General features: G+C 59.4%; 13 protein-coding genes. 5 read left to right on the top strand and 8 right to left on the bottom strand.

Features of this window, described 5'->3' with window-relative positions:
* Positions 1-34 precede the first annotated feature (34 nt).
* On the bottom strand, positions 35-838 hold the full coding sequence (locus BN1115_RS09515) for a siderophore-interacting protein (RefSeq protein ID WP_042656960.1): 804 nt from the start codon (positions 836-838) through the stop codon (positions 35-37).
* Between the two features lie 321 nt (positions 839-1,159).
* Here BN1115_RS09515 and BN1115_RS09510 point away from each other — a divergent pair, with 321 nt between their 5' ends.
* Entirely contained in the window at positions 1,160-2,677 is a 1,518-nt protein-coding gene (locus BN1115_RS09510; protein ID WP_042656959.1) for an HD domain-containing phosphohydrolase, read from the top strand.
* 93 nt (positions 2,678-2,770) lie between these two features.
* On the opposite strand, the gene BN1115_RS09505 is transcribed toward BN1115_RS09510, so the two are convergent.
* A complete protein-coding gene (locus BN1115_RS09505; RefSeq protein ID WP_042656958.1) occupies positions 2,771-4,036 on the bottom strand; it encodes a TIGR03503 family protein in 1,266 nt (421 codons plus the stop codon).
* On the bottom strand, positions 4,033-4,767 hold the full coding sequence (gene dnaQ / locus BN1115_RS09500) for a DNA polymerase III subunit epsilon (RefSeq protein WP_042656957.1): 735 nt from the start codon (positions 4,765-4,767) through the stop codon (positions 4,033-4,035). Before dnaQ ends, BN1115_RS09505 begins: the two co-directional genes overlap by 4 nt.
* 79 nt (positions 4,768-4,846) lie before the next feature.
* Between dnaQ and rnhA the strand changes: the two genes are divergently transcribed.
* The gene (gene rnhA / locus BN1115_RS09495; protein ID WP_042656956.1) at positions 4,847-5,311 is read left to right on the top strand and encodes a ribonuclease HI; all 465 of its coding nucleotides are present in this window, start codon (positions 4,847-4,849) and stop codon (positions 5,309-5,311) included.
* Here the strand turns inward: rnhA and BN1115_RS09490 are convergent.
* Positions 5,299-6,021 (bottom strand): methyltransferase domain-containing protein, encoded by a 723-nt coding sequence (locus tag BN1115_RS09490; protein WP_042656955.1) that lies wholly within the window; start codon positions 6,019-6,021, stop codon positions 5,299-5,301. The genes rnhA and BN1115_RS09490 overlap by 13 nt on opposite strands.
* Before the next feature lie 72 nt (positions 6,022-6,093).
* On the opposite strand from BN1115_RS09490, the gene gloB reads away from it, so the two are divergent.
* Both gloB and BN1115_RS09480 read left to right on the top strand, forming a co-directional pair.
* On the top strand, positions 6,094-6,858 hold the full coding sequence (gene gloB, locus BN1115_RS09485; protein ID WP_042656954.1) for a hydroxyacylglutathione hydrolase: 765 nt from the start codon (positions 6,094-6,096) through the stop codon (positions 6,856-6,858).
* A 70-nt stretch (positions 6,859-6,928) separates the two neighbouring features.
* A complete protein-coding gene (locus BN1115_RS09480) occupies positions 6,929-8,479 on the top strand; it encodes a lytic transglycosylase (protein ID WP_042656953.1) in 1,551 nt (516 codons plus the stop codon).
* 154 nt (positions 8,480-8,633) lie between these two features.
* Here BN1115_RS09480 and astE read toward each other — a convergent pair whose 3' ends face one another.
* Positions 8,634-9,659 carry a succinylglutamate desuccinylase gene (gene astE, locus BN1115_RS09475; protein ID WP_042656952.1) on the bottom strand — a complete coding sequence of 342 codons (1,026 nt, stop codon included), beginning with the start codon at positions 9,657-9,659 and terminating at the stop codon, positions 8,634-8,636.
* 295 nt (positions 9,660-9,954) lie between these two features.
* Positions 9,955-10,164 carry a DUF1127 domain-containing protein gene (locus BN1115_RS09470; protein WP_042083987.1) on the bottom strand — a complete coding sequence of 70 codons (210 nt, stop codon included), beginning with the start codon at positions 10,162-10,164 and terminating at the stop codon, positions 9,955-9,957.
* A gap of 523 nt (positions 10,165-10,687) precedes the next feature.
* Between BN1115_RS09470 and BN1115_RS09465 the strand changes: the two genes are divergently transcribed.
* Positions 10,688-11,581, top strand: a complete 894-nt coding sequence (locus tag BN1115_RS09465) for a DNA replication terminus site-binding protein (protein WP_042656951.1) — start codon at positions 10,688-10,690, stop codon at positions 11,579-11,581.
* A gap of 156 nt (positions 11,582-11,737) precedes the next feature.
* Here BN1115_RS09465 and BN1115_RS09460 read toward each other — a convergent pair whose 3' ends face one another.
* Positions 11,738-15,613 carry a DEAD/DEAH box helicase gene (locus BN1115_RS09460; RefSeq protein WP_042656950.1) on the bottom strand — a complete coding sequence of 1,292 codons (3,876 nt, stop codon included), beginning with the start codon at positions 15,611-15,613 and terminating at the stop codon, positions 11,738-11,740.
* A 555-nt stretch (positions 15,614-16,168) separates the two neighbouring features.
* A partial coding sequence (locus BN1115_RS09455; RefSeq protein WP_042656176.1) for a pyruvate kinase occupies positions 16,169-16,798 on the bottom strand: 630 nt, incomplete at its 5' end.

Here is a 16,798-nt window from a genome sequence, read left to right as displayed (position 1 = left end):
TGCAAGTGTAAATCAGGTATTCTTTCGCATCCGCTTAATTATCCATCACATCGTGACGAGTCTGGTGATAGGCCTCTTCACTCTTGCCCCGCCGCCAGTACGGCACGGCGTAGAGCGACTGGCGATCCACCTCGAGCACAGACCGAAAATGGCGGCGCAGCGGCAACACCAGCGCCTCTTCCCCACCCAGCCAGAAGAAGCCGCCATCGCGCACTAGCGGCAGAGCAACCACATGCTCCAGCAGGCCGCTAAGCTCGGGCTCGCCGACAAACCAGTGACAGCGCACCCCGACCGGCAGCGTCAACGGCTGAGCATCCGACTGATCCGGCACCAGAATCGCAATTTCCCCTCTGGCCTCGGCAGGCATCACCTCACACATCGCCATGATGGCGGGCAAGGCGGTGAGATCCCCCACCAGGCAGTAGTGATCGGCCGGTTGCAGCATGGGGTTGGGCCCCCCCGGCCCGGAGAGGATCACCTTATCCCCCGGCTTGGCATGGGTAGCAAAGGCGCTGGCGGGCCCACCGTCACCATGCAGCACAAAGTCGATATCAATTTCCTGCTCATCACGGCGAAACGCGCGGATGGTGTAGGTGCGGATCACCGGCTTGTCCGCAGGATTGCTCCAGCGCGGGCCGTTTGGGGTCATGGCAGGCAGCACCGGCTCTACCTGATGGGGCTGGGCCAACATCACCTTGATATGGGCCCCACCGCAGGTAAAGGGATAGTCAGCCAGTTCGCTGCCACCAAAGGTGATGCGACGCAAATGGGGGGTGATCCGGGTAACGGCTTTGACAGTCAGCAGACGGGGGCGATTGGGAGGCAGAGATGGGGACACGATGGGGCTCCTCGTTGAGTGTGTCGCCCATGTTACACGCAAATAGGAATTATTATCAAATAGGATTGATTCTCGTCGGCCACGCGGGAGGGATGTGCAAGAGCCGCACGATGTGGTGCGGCAATCGAGAGCACGAGTGACGTGGATGCAATCCAGCCTCATGATTGTGCGAAGAAAGCCCTCGCCAACGGTCACCGGAAGTGGAGGTTCCATTTGCTTATTCGACCATTGTTTTTCGAGATCAAATTTTATTTCTCAATAAGTTTCCTATCCTTAGTGAAGCAGTTAATGTAAGCACAGGATGCCAAACAGGATTGTATGATGGATGACCAAATCCTGATTATTGATGATGATGATCTCGCCCTTCCCGACACGCAACAAGCGGGCTGGAAGGTGATGATTGTTGACGATGAGCCCGAAGTGCATCGCATCACCAAAATCACCTTGAACAAATTCGAGTTTGACAATCGCCCCATTGACTTTCTGCATGCCTATTCCGCTGCAGAGGCAAAGAAGCTGCTGGCCATCACCCCTGATGTCGCGCTGCTGCTGCTGGACGTGGTGATGGAGGTCGACCACGCGGGCCTCGATGTCGTCAAATATGTCCGTGAAGAGCTGCAAAACAAGATGGTGCGCATCGTGCTGCGTACCGGCCAACCCGGCCAGGCGCCGGAAGATGACGTGGTCACCAACTACGACATCAACGACTACAAGGATAAAACCGAGCTCACCTCCCAGAAGCTGCGTACCCTGCTGCGGGCCAGCCTGCGCTCCTATCGGGATATCCGCACCCTGGAGAGCAACCGCCAGGGGCTGGAAAAAGTCATCGAAGCCTCCAAGGGGATCTTTGAGAAGCGGGCGCTGCGCCAGTTTGTCGAAGGGGCCCAGGAGCAGCTGAGTGCCCTGCTCCATCTGGGCGAGACCCAGATCTACGACGTCAGGCAATACGCCTACGAGGTGAAGGATCAACTGCTGGAGCCATTGCTACCCGGTCACCCTGCCATTCGTCTCACCGAGGCGCCGGAGATCTTGCGCCAGGCCATGGGCAAGCGCAGCAATGTGTACGGCACCAATCAGATGGTTCTCTATTGCCAGAACCAGCGCCACCACCTGCTGTTCCATATCGAGACCACTCGTCAACTCAGTCAGATCGATACCAGTCTGCTGACCCTGTTTACCGAAAACATCATAGTGGCGCTGGAAAATATCCGGCTGAACGAGGTGATCGCCGACAATCAGCGGGAGATCATCTATCGCATCGGCGAGCTGGTCGAAACCCGCTCGAAAGAGTCGGGGCTGCACGTTAAGCGGGTCGCGCTCTATACCGAGCAGTTCTGCCTGCTGCTGGGGATGAGTGAAGAGCAGAGCGAGCTGATCAAAAGAGCCTCACCACTGCACGACATTGGCAAGGTCGGTATTCCCGATGCAATCCTGCACAAGCCGGGCAAGCTGACCCCGGAAGAGTGGGAGATCATGAAAACCCACGCCCAGCTGGGGCAGGATATGCTCTCCGGCAGCGATCTGGCGCTGTTCCAGATTGGTGCCACCATCGCCGGCAATCACCATGAGAAGTGGAATGGCAGTGGCTATCCTCGTGGCCTGAAGGGAATGGATATTCCGCTGGAGGGACGGATCGTGGCACTGGCCGATGTATTCGATGCCCTCGGCTCGGATCGCTGTTACAAGAAGGCGTGGCCACTGGACAAGGTGCTGGCGCTGATTGAGGAGGAGAAGGGTCAGCACTTCGACCCCCAGCTGGTCGAGCTGATGCTGGCCAATCTGGACAAGTTCCTCGAGATCCGCGAGCAGAACAAGGATGTCTATATCGGCGAACACTGATATCCGGTTTGTTCCGTTTATGAACTCAAAAAAACCGCCCTGCTTATCAGGGCGGTTTTTTATATCTGGCATCACGCCACTGCAGAGCGACGGTTACTGCTCCGGCAGGTTGAGATCCAGCTTGGCTGCCGGCTGCCCGGACTGCTGACTTTCGGCCTGTGCCGCCGCCAATGCGCGTTTGAAGGCTCGCCGTTTTTGCATCACCACAAAGCCGACACCACCCAGCATCACCAACAGCACGCCACCACCCGCCAATACCCAGATCAGCCAGCCCATCTCCTCCCCTGCCGAAGCCTCATGGGTTGACTCGGCACTGGATGCCGGTGCGGCAGCCGATACCACCTCTACGGGAGGGGGAGGCGGCGGGAAGATATTGAAGGTTTTGACCGGCAACTCGATTTTCAGCTCGCGGCCGAGGCGAGTGGTGCCATAGAGGGTTGCTTTCACCACATGCTGACCGACCTCCTTGATGATGGAGAGATCGATATCAAGCTTGGGCTCACTGGCAGTCTCGCTGAACTCGTAGAGGCCGCCCACATTGCTGGTCACACTCCCCTTGATCACCACGGAGGCGGGAGCCAGCTCATCACGGTCGATCAGCAGCGACAACTTGGCACCCAGCTCTTCCGAAGGCGGCGCCAGGTTATAACTGAACGGATAGGGGTAGAGCAGTACATCCTGATAACGGGCGCGGACAAACACCTGATTACCGGTACTGAACATGGCGCGGTACTTGCCACCGGGAATATCCTGCAGTGTCACTTCCGCAGTCATGATACCGTCACCCGGCACTTCATCGAGACCCTTGCCGTCATCGCGATAGTGGCCGAGTACCTGATCCAGCACGACCTTTTGCTGGCTGGCATCGCTAAAGGATTGCAGCTTGACGGTCATGCCAAGGTCAGAGAGATAGTATTTATCTTTCGGCGGCTGGCCATTGATCAGCAACCACGCCTTGAGCTTGACCACCTCCCCCTGATAGAGCTGCATCGGCAGGGCGGCGATATCGAGCCGGATATCGGAGAGAATACGCACCCGGTTGTCGGGGTCCACCTCACCAATCGCCTGCCAGGGACCCGGCATGGGATTGCGCAGGGTAATGAGATCGTGCTCCGGCAGTGCCAACCAACCCACCTCGGCGGGTTTGACCTTGCCCACGTAGAGCTTGCTGCCATCGGGACGAACCAGGATCACCGACGGGGTGCCCGGCTTGCGCTTGACGATGAAGGTGATCTCCTTCACCCCGTAATCGATGCGAAAGCGGTTATCCAGCAGCGGGATATCGGAGGGAGCAAACACCTCGGTCGCCGACGCACCCAGCGAGAGCAACAACAGCAGACCGGCACACCACTTGCTCATTGCCGCCACAGACAACTTCCTCCCTTCTTCTGCACCAGATCCAGCCTCGCCTCGTGCAGGGCCTCTACCTCGGCGCTGGCGCGCACCACCTTGAGGGCGGGCCGATTGCTCTCCAGCCGGCGAATGCTGGTGTCCTGATTGCTTTCGTTTTCGTTGCTTTCACTGGCCAGATTGAGTTTGGTCTGGCCACCGGTCATCAGCAGGTAGACATCTGCCAGGATCTCCGCATCGAGCAAGGCCCCGTGCAATGTCCGGTGAGAGTTGTCTATGCCATAGCGATCGCAGAGCACATCCAGGTTATTGCGCTTGCCGGGGAAGAGATCCCGCGCCATCGCCAGGGTATCGGTGATGGAGCAGATATCGGCGGTCTTGAAGCCGAGACCGAGCTTGCTGAACTCGTAGTCCATGAAGCTCACGTCAAACGGCGCGTTGTGGGCGATCAGTTCGGCACCGCGGATGAATTCGATAAACTCGTCGGCGATCTGGCTGAACGATGGCTTGTCACGCAGGAACTCGTCGGTGATACCGTGCACCTGGATCGCTTCCGGGTCGACCAGACGATCAGGCTTGATATAGACGTGATAGTGGTTACCGGTCAGCTTGCGGTTGATCACCTCCACACAGCCGATTTCGATAATGCGGTGACCCAGATAGACAGGGCCGCCTGCCGTATTCATACCTGTGGTTTCAGTATCCAGAATGATCTGGCGATTCAGTTGGGGTGTGTTCATGATCCAATCTATGTCAAACTTCGGCTTTACTTACTCGCTAGTTTACCCCAAGCCTCATGCTAAAACAGATTGATTGCTCATGTTAAAACAGATTGATGTCTATACCGACGGCTCCTGCCTCGGCAATCCGGGCCCGGGTGGTTACGGAGCCGTGATGGTCTACGGCACCCACCGCAAAGAGATTTCCGCCGGATTCAAGTTGACCACCAATAACCGGATGGAGCTGATGGCCGCCATCATGGGCCTGCGCACCCTCAACGAACCGTGCAAGGTGCGCCTCACTACCGACAGCCAGTATGTTCGTCAGGGGATCACCCAGTGGATCATAGGCTGGAAGAAGAAAGGGTGGATGACCGCCAACCGTCAGCCGGTCAAGAACGTCGATCTCTGGAAGGAGCTGGATGCGGAAGTGGCTCGCCATCAGATTGAGTGGCTCTGGGTCAAGGGTCACTCCGGCCACCCCGAGAACGAACGGTGCGACGAACTGGCCAGAGATGCCGCCTGCGGCAAGGATCTGGCCGAGGATACCGGCTACCAGCCCTGACGGGCCATTCCCGGTGTGGCGAGGGATTTGGGCAGTTGCCAGCGCCGCCGCACCGGGATCAGTGGAAAGCGCCGTTTACGGGCCGCAATCACATAGACCGACGCAAACACCCTGCAGTAATCCCGCCCGATGCTTTCCTGCCACCAGCTGTGCCAGCTCTGTTTCCCCATAAACGAGTAGCCAAAGCGCTCGTCGAACATTACCTCGCATCCCAGCAGATGCAGCCAGTCCGTCACCCTCCCCGGGGTAAACATCCGTGCCGACCAGGGCATCCTGCGCCGCAAGAACGGCACACAATGACCGATCCCGACCAGGCTCAAGGGGTTGTAGCCGCTGATGATCAGCCAGCCATCGTCGGTCAGCACCCTTTCGGCCTCGCGCAGCACCTGATGGGGATCGGCAGAGAAATCGAGGCAGTGGGCCAGCAGGCAGGCATCGACGCTGCCGGTGCGTACCGGCAGATCGAGGGGATCGCCATACATGTCGAGCAGCCGTCCACCGGGGGCAACCCCGATCTGGTGACGGATGGAGGAGCGTTTGCAGGAGAGTTCGGCGCTCAGGGCGCCAATTTTCAGCAGATGATAGCCAAACAGATTGGGGCACCAGTTGTCGAGCCGCTCCTGGATCTCGGCCGCCACCCAGTCCCCCATAGGCAATGCAGACCAGCTGGTCGGGATCTCGATTTGTTGTTCGGTACGTGCCACCTGCATAATAGGGCTCAACTCGGGGTTTCGAACGCCATCCTGTTATATAAGATACCCTCCCTAAAGAGAAGCAGACTCATGTATCCAGTGATCACAGTTCCAGCCTTTAATGACAACTACATCTGGTTGATCCGCCACGAGAATCATTGTCTGGTGGTCGATCCGGGCGATGCCGCCCCGGTGCTGGAGCGGCTCGAGGCACTGGGGCTGGTGCTCGACGCCATCCTGCTGACCCATCACCATCACGACCATGTCGGGGGCGTCACCGACCTGCTCCGCCACTTTCCCCATGCCCGGCTATATGGCCCCAAACTGGACCCGATGCCGGATCACCACGGTCAGTGGCTCGAAGATGGCGATCAGATCAACTGGCACGGCCTCGCCCTCGAGGTGATCCATGTGCCCGGTCACACCCGCGGCCACATCGCCTACCATGGCAACGGCATGCTGTTTTGTGGCGATACCCTCTTCTCGGCCGGTTGTGGCCGCCTGTTTGAAGGGACGCCGGAGCAGATGTACCACTCGTTGCAACGACTCGCCGCCCTGCCCGATGAGACACTCATTTATTGTGCCCACGAGTACACTCTCTCCAACCTGCGCTTTGCCTATGCGGTCGAGCCGGACAACCCGGCGATCCGCCGCCAGATCGGGCTGATCAGCAAACTGCGGCAACAAGGGCTGCCAAGCCTGCCAACCCGGTTGGGGGATGAACGCACTTTCAACATTTTTCTGCGCTGCGAGCAGGATTCAGTGAAATTTTCTGCTGAAAATCACGGGCTAAAATGCGTGAAAAATCCGGTAGATACCTTCACCATCCTACGCCAGTGGAAGGACGTTTTTTGAACAAACCTTGATCAGGGGGCCATTGCCCCTTATGATGCGGGCTGTTTTTCCTAAAAATGACCGGAACGAGATGAAGGTACGAACGGCCTTATTGGCAGCGCTGTTGCTCAGCGGCTGCCAAAACCTGAGCCATCAGGATGACCGGGCGCTAACGGCAATCGAGCCGATCAAGTCCCCCCAGGTCAAGAAAAAAGCGCATAAAAAACACTCTTCCCATTTCCTGTTTGGCGATGAACAGCTGGACGAAATGGAAGATACGGACAATCTGTGGGTGCGCATCAGCGATGATATGCAGCTGGAAACCCCGGATAATGCCCGCATCCGCCAACAACGAGAGTGGCTGTTGCGTAATGATAAGCATCTGGCGACCATTGCCAGCCGGGCTGAACCCTACCTCTATCTGATGGTAGAGGAGATAGAACGGCGTGAGCTGCCAATGGAGCTTATTACTGTCCCGATGATCGAGAGCATGTTTGATCCTCATGCCCGATCCCGCAGCAATGCGGTTGGACTCTGGCAGTTTGTCCCCGCCACAGGCAAGAACTTCGGTCTGCGCCACGACAACTGGTATGACGGACGGCGCGATGTGCTGGCCTCCACCAATGCGGCGCTCGACTATCTGGAGTATCTGAACCGCTTCTTTGACGGCGACTGGCTGCAAACGCTAGCCGCCTACAATGCCGGTGAAGGCCGGGTGCGCAACGCCATCCAGCGCAATCAGCGTGCCGGCAAACCGACTGACTACTGGTCGCTCGATCTGCCCCGCGAAACCCGGATGTATGTACCCAAGATCCTCGCCATGGCGGACATGATCAGCAATGCGGACAAATACAACGTCACGCTGCCAGTGCTCGCCAACGAGCCCAAGTTGCGGGTGGTGGAGACAGGCAGCCAGCTCGACCTGAACGTGGCCGCCCAACTGGCGGGACTGCGCACATCAGAGCTCAAGGAGGTCAATCCGGCCCTGAGCCGTGGTGTGATGTCACCCCGTGGCCCTTACCGCCTGCTGGTACCGATCGAGTATGCCGATACCCTGGAGCTGGCACTGACCGATCTGCCCAAGCGCGAACGTATTCGTACTCGCTCCTATCAGGTCACCAGTGGCGATACCCTGTCGCGCATCGCCCAGAATCACGGCGTCAGCGTGAGCGAGCTGAAGCTGGCCAACAATCTGCGCAGCAACAGCCTGCGTCGCGGTCAGCAACTGGTGATCCCGACCCATGGTCAGGTCAGCAGCAAGGCAAGTGCCGCCAGCAAGCCGCAGCAGCTGGCCAGCCGTGGCAGCCAGAAGGCCAAGGTCAGTTACAAGGTGCGCTCGGGTGATAACCTGTGGAGCATCAGCCAGGCGCACGGCGTCTCCCATGCCGAGCTGGCCAAGTGGAACGGCCTGAACGCCAAGTCGGCACTCAAGCCGGGCATGAAGCTGGTGGTCTATCCCAAGCAAGGGAATAAGAACGACAAATCGATGGTGTATCAGGTTCGCCGTGGCGACTCCATCTCCTCCATCGCAGCTCGCTTCCAGGTGGCCATCAACGATGTGATGCGCTGGAACCAGCTGGATAAAGGGGATTACCTCAAGCCCGGTCAGGAGCTGACCCTGTTTGTGAAGAACAACAGCTAAGCCTCACCGCTTGAACCCGATACAAAACGGGGCCAGTCATCTGACTGGCCCCGTTTTTTTATTCCTGCGGCTAACCGCTGTATCCGAGCCACCCACTCAAACAATGGTTTGGTGCCGCCTGCGGACGCCGCGCTGCGGGCAAAGCGCTCCACCACTATTCCCAGAGCCTTGTCGGCACCACCAGCAACACGGTGCGCTGGCCAATCGCCACGTTGGCATTGGGGAAGACCACCGCCTCGCGCAGCTGCTCGACGGTGTAGCGAAGTTCGCCATCCTCAGCCAGCACGAACCCTTGCGGGAATTCGGTAAAGTTGTCCACATCGCTGGCAAACAGGAAGCGAAACTGCTCCGATTTTTTGGTGATCGCCCGATCGATGGCAAACAGGGTGAAATCATCCGCCCGCCACGGCTCCAGCGCCACCTCATCCTGAGTGACCAGCTCCTGCAGTGCCTGCCGGGTCTCGATAAAACGTGTCATGTCGTTCTCGCCAAATGGCCGTACCTTGCCCAGCTCCACCGTGAAGGCATGGGCCCCATGCTGGCGTGAGCTGTAGTAGCTGAAGGTGGTGGTCGGGCTGGCGGAGAGCAGAATGGTGCGTACCCCACAGGCGCCGAGGAACTGCACCTGCTCGCGGCAGTGGGGCCGCTCGTGGGGGAAGGGATAGACGGCGAACTTCTCGTGGCGCGAACCGCGAATGGCTGTGTGCAGGTCGTAGTGGTAGCGGGGACGAGCCGGATCGGCAAAGAAGCGGCTCACATACTGCTCGAGGCGCATGGCGCGGATCCGCTCCCGATTGCACAGCCCCTCCCCCTTGCTGTGGGCACCGGAGAAGAGCCGATTCATGTTCTCTTCTACCTCCCGCAGCCCCAGATTCATCGCCGCCGGATTGCCAAACAGGAACAGCACCCGATGGCGGGCACTCAGCTCGCCAGCGAGCAGACGGCTCAGCAACTGGTTACAGATCTCGATGGGTGCGGTCTCGTTGCCATGAATGCCGCAGGAGAGGACGATATCCTTGTATCCCCCGGGCTGATCACCCGCACCACTGGCAGGCTCCAGGCAGAGCACGCCGGTATCCCAGACGCTGACCCGCGTACCATCGGGCAGCTCAAAATCAAAGGGCTCAAGCTGCCACTCGTTGCTGCGAGTCAGGGCCAAAAAATCGTGCTGGGGAATCATCCGTCTCACCCTCTTGCTTTGGAACACTATGGCCGGATTATACGCAAGGCATCGCGGCTTCAAATCGTTTTTTAAACAAATTCAAACATTAACAACACAATTGTGATAACAATCGAGCGACGACAGCGAGGCGCTATAGCAATGTGAAATAAAGAGGAGAGGAAAGAGGATCAACGCACAACAGGGGAAAAACGGGGGGAGATAAAACAGACTATTGCCCGCCTGATAGCCGGGCGCCACAGGGGCAGAGCAGCAAACGGATCAGCAGAAAAACGAGGCATCCATGCCCGGCTGATCAACCACGCCAGAACGGCTTGGTGGTCTCTTGATAACGGTCAGCTTCGTTCAGGCCGATGTCTTTGAGCAGGTACTCGGGCAGCTCGGAGAGCTGGCGACGGCTGCGGCTGCGCTCCAGCCAAGTCAGAACGGTCATTTTAACGCGAGCAGCCAGATTCAATTGGCTGGAATGCTGGTAACCGGTTTCGGTATAAGTCATGTTGGCCATGATGTGGCTCCTCGGAATATGTGTTTACGCACTGGGCTTTATTTGATGCGCAAAGCTTAGTCAGGGAGCTGAGCCGACTCAATTGACGAATTTTGATACATTACATTAGTAAAACTAATAGTAAAAAAATGACTGATACAATTTTAATGCTTTGATTTATAACGAATAATTAAATCACCGTTCGACCATCCACTGCCCGCAGCATATTGTGCTGCATGGCACCATCTTACATATGCAATTTACCGCATTGCCTATGCACTCACCAATGGACGCGCCATGGCTGGCAACCCCGTCATTACATTCGATTGTTAATTCAATGATCTCTTGGTGATATGCAATTAACACCATGAAACATAAAACAAACTTACGTTTCTTCCCGCGCAGCATCCTCAATGACTACTCATAAACGCGCCCCTTGGCGCGCAACCGGCATACTGGTATGGTTATTTATACAGTAGTTTACTCCCCTGCCCTGACGCCATAGCTTATGCCGTCAACGGCGGATGAAACCACAGGATCATCGATGGATACCTTTACCCCGACCGCCGCCCTGCGTCAACAGATGGCCGCCATTGAAGCCTCTCTCAACCAGCTGGCCGATCTGCTCGGCCAGCTCGACCTGCAGGAGGCCCATGTCTATCCCCTGCCCCCAGTTGCGCAGGGGGAAGAGCACGACCCGATCACGCAGATTGAGGTGGGCTATCTCAACGGTAAAGAGGCACTGGCGGCCACCCTCGCTGCCTATCGGGACCACAGCGCCCGCCCCGGCTGCTCCACCAAGGCGACTCACCGGCTGCCCGGCTGGTTGCGCTTTCCTGCCGCCGCAGCCCTCTTGCTGCAACCGCTGATCGACCAAATCAACCAGCACAAGCTCGATTTCAAGGCACTGGTGCAGCAGGCAGGCGGGCGGGACGAGAAGTTCGAGCTGGTACATACCGCCCTGCCCGGGGTGATCACCTTGCAGGTCTACCGCAAGCTGACCCTGTTGGCGGGGGAGCTGCAATCCCTCGGCTTTACCTGGGCCGACAAGCAGACCATCAATCGCCTCAGTCGCGAGCAGGTGCTGGAGATGCTGGAGCGCAGCCGCCGCTACATACCGGCCCTCTCCAACAACGAGGAGTGGAGCAAGATGGTGGATCAGGAGGTGTACGACATTCGCCGCCTGCCGGCCGATGCCGAGCTGCGGATCCGCCGTCCGGTCAAGACTCATCCGATGATCAACCTGCTCTGGCTGGAGCGCACCCCGCGCAAACAGCAGATCAAGGCGAGCCTGCCGCTGCTGCTCTGCTCGGACAGCCCGCCCGCGGTCACCCATCTGGGCAACTATCCCCCCAAGAGCAGACAGGCGCGGCGGGATCGCAAGATTGGCGGCGAGCCCATCATCGAGCGGCTGCACCTCTATCTCTATCAGGGATGACCGGCTCAGGAATAGCTGGATCAGGGATAACTGGGCCGCCTTGCCGCGATAAACGACGTATCCCGCATCTGCATCCCAAATGAAAAAGGGGAGAACATCTCTGGATGTTCTCCCCTTCTCTATATCAATAGGCTGTATGGAAGGCAGCGGCGCCAATTAGCCCATCAGCAGGGCCCGCAGGCTCTCCACATCCAGCCCACGCACCTCGGACTGGCCGCTCAGCAGGCCATCGGCCAGCGCCCGCTTCTCGTCGTGCAGGGCGACAATCTTCTCCTCCACCGTCTGCTCGCACACCAGCCGGTATACGGTCACCGGCTGGGTCTGCCCCATCCGGTGGGCCCGATCGCTCGCCTGATCTTCCACTGCCGGGTTCCACCAGGGATCGAGGTGCAGTACGGTATCTGCCTGGGTCAGGTTGAGGCCGGTGCCCCCCGCCTTGAGGCTGATGAGGAACAGCGGTACCGCTTCATGACGAAACCGCAGGATGGAGTCCTGACGGGATTTGGCGGAGCAGCCGCCATCCAGATAGCAGTAATCCCAGGATTTCTGCTCGATGCGGGCGCGCAGCAGGCTCAGCAAGTCGACAAACTGGCTGAACACCAGCACCCGATGACCGCCGTCGATCGCCTCTTCCAGCAGCGCCATCGCCTCGTCCAGCTTGCTGCTGGTTTGTGACCACTCGGGCATCACCAGCTCCGGCGAGCAGCAGAGACGGCGCAGCCGGGTCAGGCCGCTCAGCACATGCATCAGGGCGCGGCCATCGGCGCTTTGCACCTGCTGCACCACTTCACGTCGGGTCGCCTCATAAAGCTGGCGCTCTTCGGGGGAGAGGCTGATGTGGTGGATGATCTCGGTCTTGTCCGGCAGCTCGGTCAGCACCTGCTGCTTGAGGCGCCGCAGGATGAAGGGGCTGATCACCGCCCGCAGCAGCGCCATGTGCTGGGGATCCTTGACCGCCTTGCCAAAGCGGCGCTTGAACTCGCCAAGGCTGCCAAGCAGCCCCGGGTTGATAAAGGTAAACAGGCTCCACAACTCACCCAGATGGTTCTCGATGGGAGTGCCGGAGAGGGCGAGGCGAAAATCCCCTTCCAGCTGGAACAGCAGCTTGGCGCGCTGGGTGCCGGCGTTTTTGATCTGCTGCGCCTCATCAAGCACCATGCTGGACCAGCGGCGGGACTTGAGCGCCTCCGCCAGGCTGCCAAGCATGCCGTAGTTGATGAGTATCACCTGACCGGCCTTGGCCTCGCGAATGATCCCCTCCCGCTCGGCCGGGTTCTCGAACACCACCACATCCAGCTCGGGAGCAAAACGGGCCACCTCCTCCTGCCAGTTGGTGACCACTGACTTGGGCACCACCACCAGCGCAGGGCCAAGGTGCTGGCGCATCCGCAACACAATCAGCGCCTGCAGCGTCTTGCCCAGACCCATGTCATCGGCCAGACAGGCACCAAAACCGTGATGGGCCAGGGTCGCCATCCAGCACACCCCCTCTTTCTGATAGTCCCGCAGGCCGGTGAGCAACTCATCAGGGCACTCGACCTCCTGCTGCCACTCCTGCTGCAGGGATTGCCACGCCGCATCCCCCTCGGTGGTAATGACCGAGAGCAGACGGGTGAGCGGATAGGCCAGCTTGTTGTTGATGCGCTGCTCTTCATCGAGCATGGCCCCCAGCATGGTGAGTCGCTCCACCAGCTTGTCGCTCAGCATCAGGCTGGTCTTCTCGTCAAGCTGAACGGTGCGCTGGCCCGGGGTCATCTGACGCAAAATCAGGCGCAGGTCGAGGATCTGGTGCTCATCGAGCGCCAGTGCCCCTTCGACCTGGAACCAGTCCTGGCGCCGCTCGATGCGCAGGCTCAGGGCCGCTTCATCGAGGCTCTTGAGGCGAGCGCTGTCCTGATGCCAGTGAATGACCACGCCAGCATCCACCAGCTCGGGCAGGGCATTGACCAGCGCCAGCGCCTGTTCCCCCTGCAGCAGCCACTCGCTGCCGGGCAGGCCGATGGGCAGTTGATTGCGCAGCAGTTGAGCCTGCAGCTTCTCGGCCGCCAGATCCCGCTGCCAGTAGTGGTACGCCTTGATCCCCTGCCGCACGATGGGCTCACCCTTGCCAAGGGGCTGGGGCGGCAGATCGTCAAAGCGGGTGACCAGCTTGACCGACAGCTGACCATCCTGCCAATCCAGCTGCACCGAAGGAATACCCGGCCAGGGAGCCAGCTGGGCGTTGCCGCTAAGCCCCTCCACCTGACTGTGCCAGGGCAGCTCGGGAATGGCATCCAGCGTGCGTTGCAGCTCGGCCAGCCCCTCGGCGGGCAGCAGCGGGATGGATTCGAGCGCTGGCAAGCGGGCGAGCAGCGGCTGCGGGGTGAGGATCAGCTGCCACAGATCTTGTGCCAGCGGCATGATATGGGCCCCGCGGGCGGCCGCATCGGGACAGAGCTGCGCGCTCATCCCCTGTTCGGTGGCGACCACCTGCAGCAGGGGGGCGCTGATGGCCAGTTGCAGCTTTTGCCCCTTGGCGTTGAACAAGCGGGGGTGATCGGCCAGCGGCGCCCAGACATCCCGCGGCAACCGACCCATCACCCGTGGCAGAGTGCGGACCAGCGCCCAGTCATGCTCATCGAGCATGGCGGCATATTGGGTGGAGAGCAGGGCCGGATCGACCCGGCGACCGGCGGTCCACTCCCCCTTGGTGCTGAGCTTCTGGATCTTGCACTCCAGCTCGGGGCCCTCGGCATGCAGCAGCCACACCAGCCGCTCCTGCGGCTTGCGTACGCCGCTGGAGCGCCCCAGCCCCTGCAACCAGTTGAGCCAGCTGGCAGAGGCGGCGGTTTTGTCCTCATCCCCTTCCTCATCCTGCTCGTCACTGCTCTCTGGGGCACTCTCCTCACTGCCGCGAAGCGGCCAAAGGGGCGCCCCTTTGGCCGCTTCGCCCAACAACAGGCGCAGCAGATCCTGACAAAACGCCATCAGGCGATGATGGGGCTCGGCATCGAGCAGATGGGAGAGATCCCACTTGTGCAGCATGGCCACTTGCGGGCTCTGGGCACCGTGACGGGCCAGCGCGCAGAGATCGAGCCAGAGGTAGCCCCAGTGGAGCTCCTCCACCGGCAGTTGCAGGGTATCGAACAGGCCAACCGCCTGACCGTGGCGATCGCCTGCCCACTGGCTGAGCAGGTCGGCAAGCAGAGGGAACTGGCCAGTCAGGCTGCGCTGCCACTTCTTGCGCTGTTCGCTGGCAATGACGGGATCGGCCTGCTGCAACCAGCCAAGCCAGAGCAGGGCGCTGAACGAACGGGGCCACTGGCCCGCCTCGCCCTCATCGGCCGCCTGCCACTGCCCCAACGCGGTGAGTAGTCGCTCGCCGAGCGGGCCGCTCTGGCTCTGCTGGGCCAGCGCCTGCAGGGCTGGCCAGCCGATGACGTCATCGTTGCCCTCGCCGATTGGCGACGTACTCTCGCCATCCCCGCAGAGCCAGCGCCACTCCGCCTCGAACGCTTTGGCCCGGGCCTGCACCTCGGGGGCGCAGCGCACCAGCGCATGGGCCAGCGGCCAGCGCTCTTCATAGGGGGCATCGAGCAAGAGTTGTAGCGAAAAGTGCTCCAGCAGCAGTTGCTGCCAGGCGGGGCTGGAGCCCGCCAGCAACTGATGAGCATCCGGGGTATCGAGCAGGGTCAGCAGATCGCTGGCCGAAAAATAGGTTGGCACCTCCCCCGCCTTGCCGCGACAGAGCTCGCGCACCACCGCATGAGTGAGATCCTGCCCGGTCAATGAGGGCACCCGGCTCCAGTCCGGCTCCGGGCAGAGACCGGCACGTACCCCCAGGATCAGCGCCAGCGTCCCCTCGGCGGTCAGGCTCCACTGCTGCTCCCCGCGCAATCTGACCAGCCCCGCATCCTGCAGTCGGGTCAGTTTATCGATCAGGGCATGGCCCATCGCCAGTTGATCTTGCAGCAAACGGGTACTGGCGACGCGCTGCAATTGCAGGGTGGCGAGCAGGGCATAACTATCCGAAGAGAGGGTGGACGCAGACATCAAGACTCACGGGCAAGTGCAAAAGCGGAATTTTAACGGTAAAGCGCCAGCGGCTCGACCCTTTACCGTGAAATAACTCAAAAAAAAAACGGCCATCCATGATGACCGTCGAAAGTAACGAAGGAAATAGCCGGATCATCCGGTTACCTCCCACAGCGGGAAAATCGGGAGCGCAAGCCCCTAATTCGTGGAGCCAATGCTAGAGGTTGGCGCCCGAAAAAGCTTTGAAGCGGATCACAGTTGAAAAGGATTTCTGAAAACGATTTCAACATTTACCGGCAAGATACCATTATTTCGCACCCAATGAACCACACTTCAACCGCCTTGTTCACCCTCACAGGGAGTGGGAATAAATACCCGTTCCGTGTACAGGATGAGCATGTCACCTCGCGTCAGGTGGCTAAATTCACTTGGTGTACTCTCTCTGTGGATTGTTCACTCGGGGCATTTCTGGAGAACTTTAGGTGCCAAACGAATCAACCACCCGAGAATCCCGAGTGAACAACCATCAAGTTCTCATTAAAGGACGTGTTATCGATATTGCGTACAACTAACTCATAGAACGTGAACAGAAGCGGTGTTGGTAGTGCCGCTCGGTACCAGAGCACCGGAGACCATCACAACCACGTCACCTTTCAGACCCATGCCGATTTCCAGCGCGGCTTCTTTACCGATGCGATAGAAATCGTCGGTAGAGGCGATGCTGTCAACCACGTGAGCAACCACACCCTTGGTCAGCACCAGTTGGGCAGCAGTTTTCTTGTTGGTGGTGATAGCCAGGATCCAGGCTTTCGGGAAGTACTTGCGAATGGCCTTGGCAGATTTGCCGCCTTCGGTAGCGACCACGATCAGCGGGGCGTCCAGCTTCTCGGAGGTCTCTACGGCGCCTTTACATACGGCTTCGGTGATGCGCAGCTTGTTGCTGTCGTTGGCAGCAGACAGGTTGGACGGCATCACGGCATCGGTACGCTCGCAGATGGTGGCCATGATGGTCACGGCTTCCAGCGGGTACTTACCCTTGGCGGATTCACCGGACAGCATCACTGCGTCGGTACCGTCCAGGATGGCGTTGGCCACGTCACCAGCTTCGGCGCGGGTCGGACGCGGGTTCTTGATCATGGAGTCCAGCATCTGGGTGGCAGTGATAACCACTTTGCGGGCTTTATTGCACTTGGCGATGATCAT

This window comes from Aeromonas allosaccharophila, from assembly GCF_000819685.1.
GTDB classification, from domain to species: Bacteria; Pseudomonadota; Gammaproteobacteria; order Enterobacterales; family Aeromonadaceae; genus Aeromonas; species Aeromonas allosaccharophila.
Note: the sequence above shows the minus strand (reverse complement) of the source record. Positions and strands in the feature narration are given on the sequence as shown.

Bases quoted from the DNA above. Each gene is read 5' to 3' on its own strand.
- BN1115_RS09505 (WP_042656958.1), bottom strand. From the start codon at position 4,036: ATGAGCAAGTGGTGTGCCGGTCTGCTGTTGTTGCTCTCGCTGGGTGCG.
- BN1115_RS09460 (WP_042656950.1), bottom strand. From the start codon at position 15,613: ATGTCTGCGTCCACCCTCTCTTCGGATAGTTATGCCCTGCTCGCCACC.
- gloB (WP_042656954.1), top strand. From the start codon at position 6,094: ATGTATCCAGTGATCACAGTTCCAGCCTTTAATGACAACTACATCTGG.
- rnhA (WP_042656956.1), top strand. From the start codon at position 4,847: ATGTTAAAACAGATTGATGTCTATACCGACGGCTCCTGCCTCGGCAAT.
- dnaQ (WP_042656957.1), bottom strand. From the start codon at position 4,767: ATGAACACACCCCAACTGAATCGCCAGATCATTCTGGATACTGAAACC.
- BN1115_RS09470 (WP_042083987.1), bottom strand. From the start codon at position 10,164: ATGGCCAACATGACTTATACCGAAACCGGTTACCAGCATTCCAGCCAA.
- BN1115_RS09480 (WP_042656953.1), top strand. From the start codon at position 6,929: ATGAAGGTACGAACGGCCTTATTGGCAGCGCTGTTGCTCAGCGGCTGC.
- BN1115_RS09510 (WP_042656959.1), top strand. From the start codon at position 1,160: ATGGATGACCAAATCCTGATTATTGATGATGATGATCTCGCCCTTCCC.
- BN1115_RS09490 (WP_042656955.1), bottom strand. From the start codon at position 6,021: ATGCAGGTGGCACGTACCGAACAACAAATCGAGATCCCGACCAGCTGG.
- BN1115_RS09465 (WP_042656951.1), top strand. From the start codon at position 10,688: ATGGATACCTTTACCCCGACCGCCGCCCTGCGTCAACAGATGGCCGCC.
- astE (WP_042656952.1), bottom strand. From the start codon at position 9,659: ATGATTCCCCAGCACGATTTTTTGGCCCTGACTCGCAGCAACGAGTGG.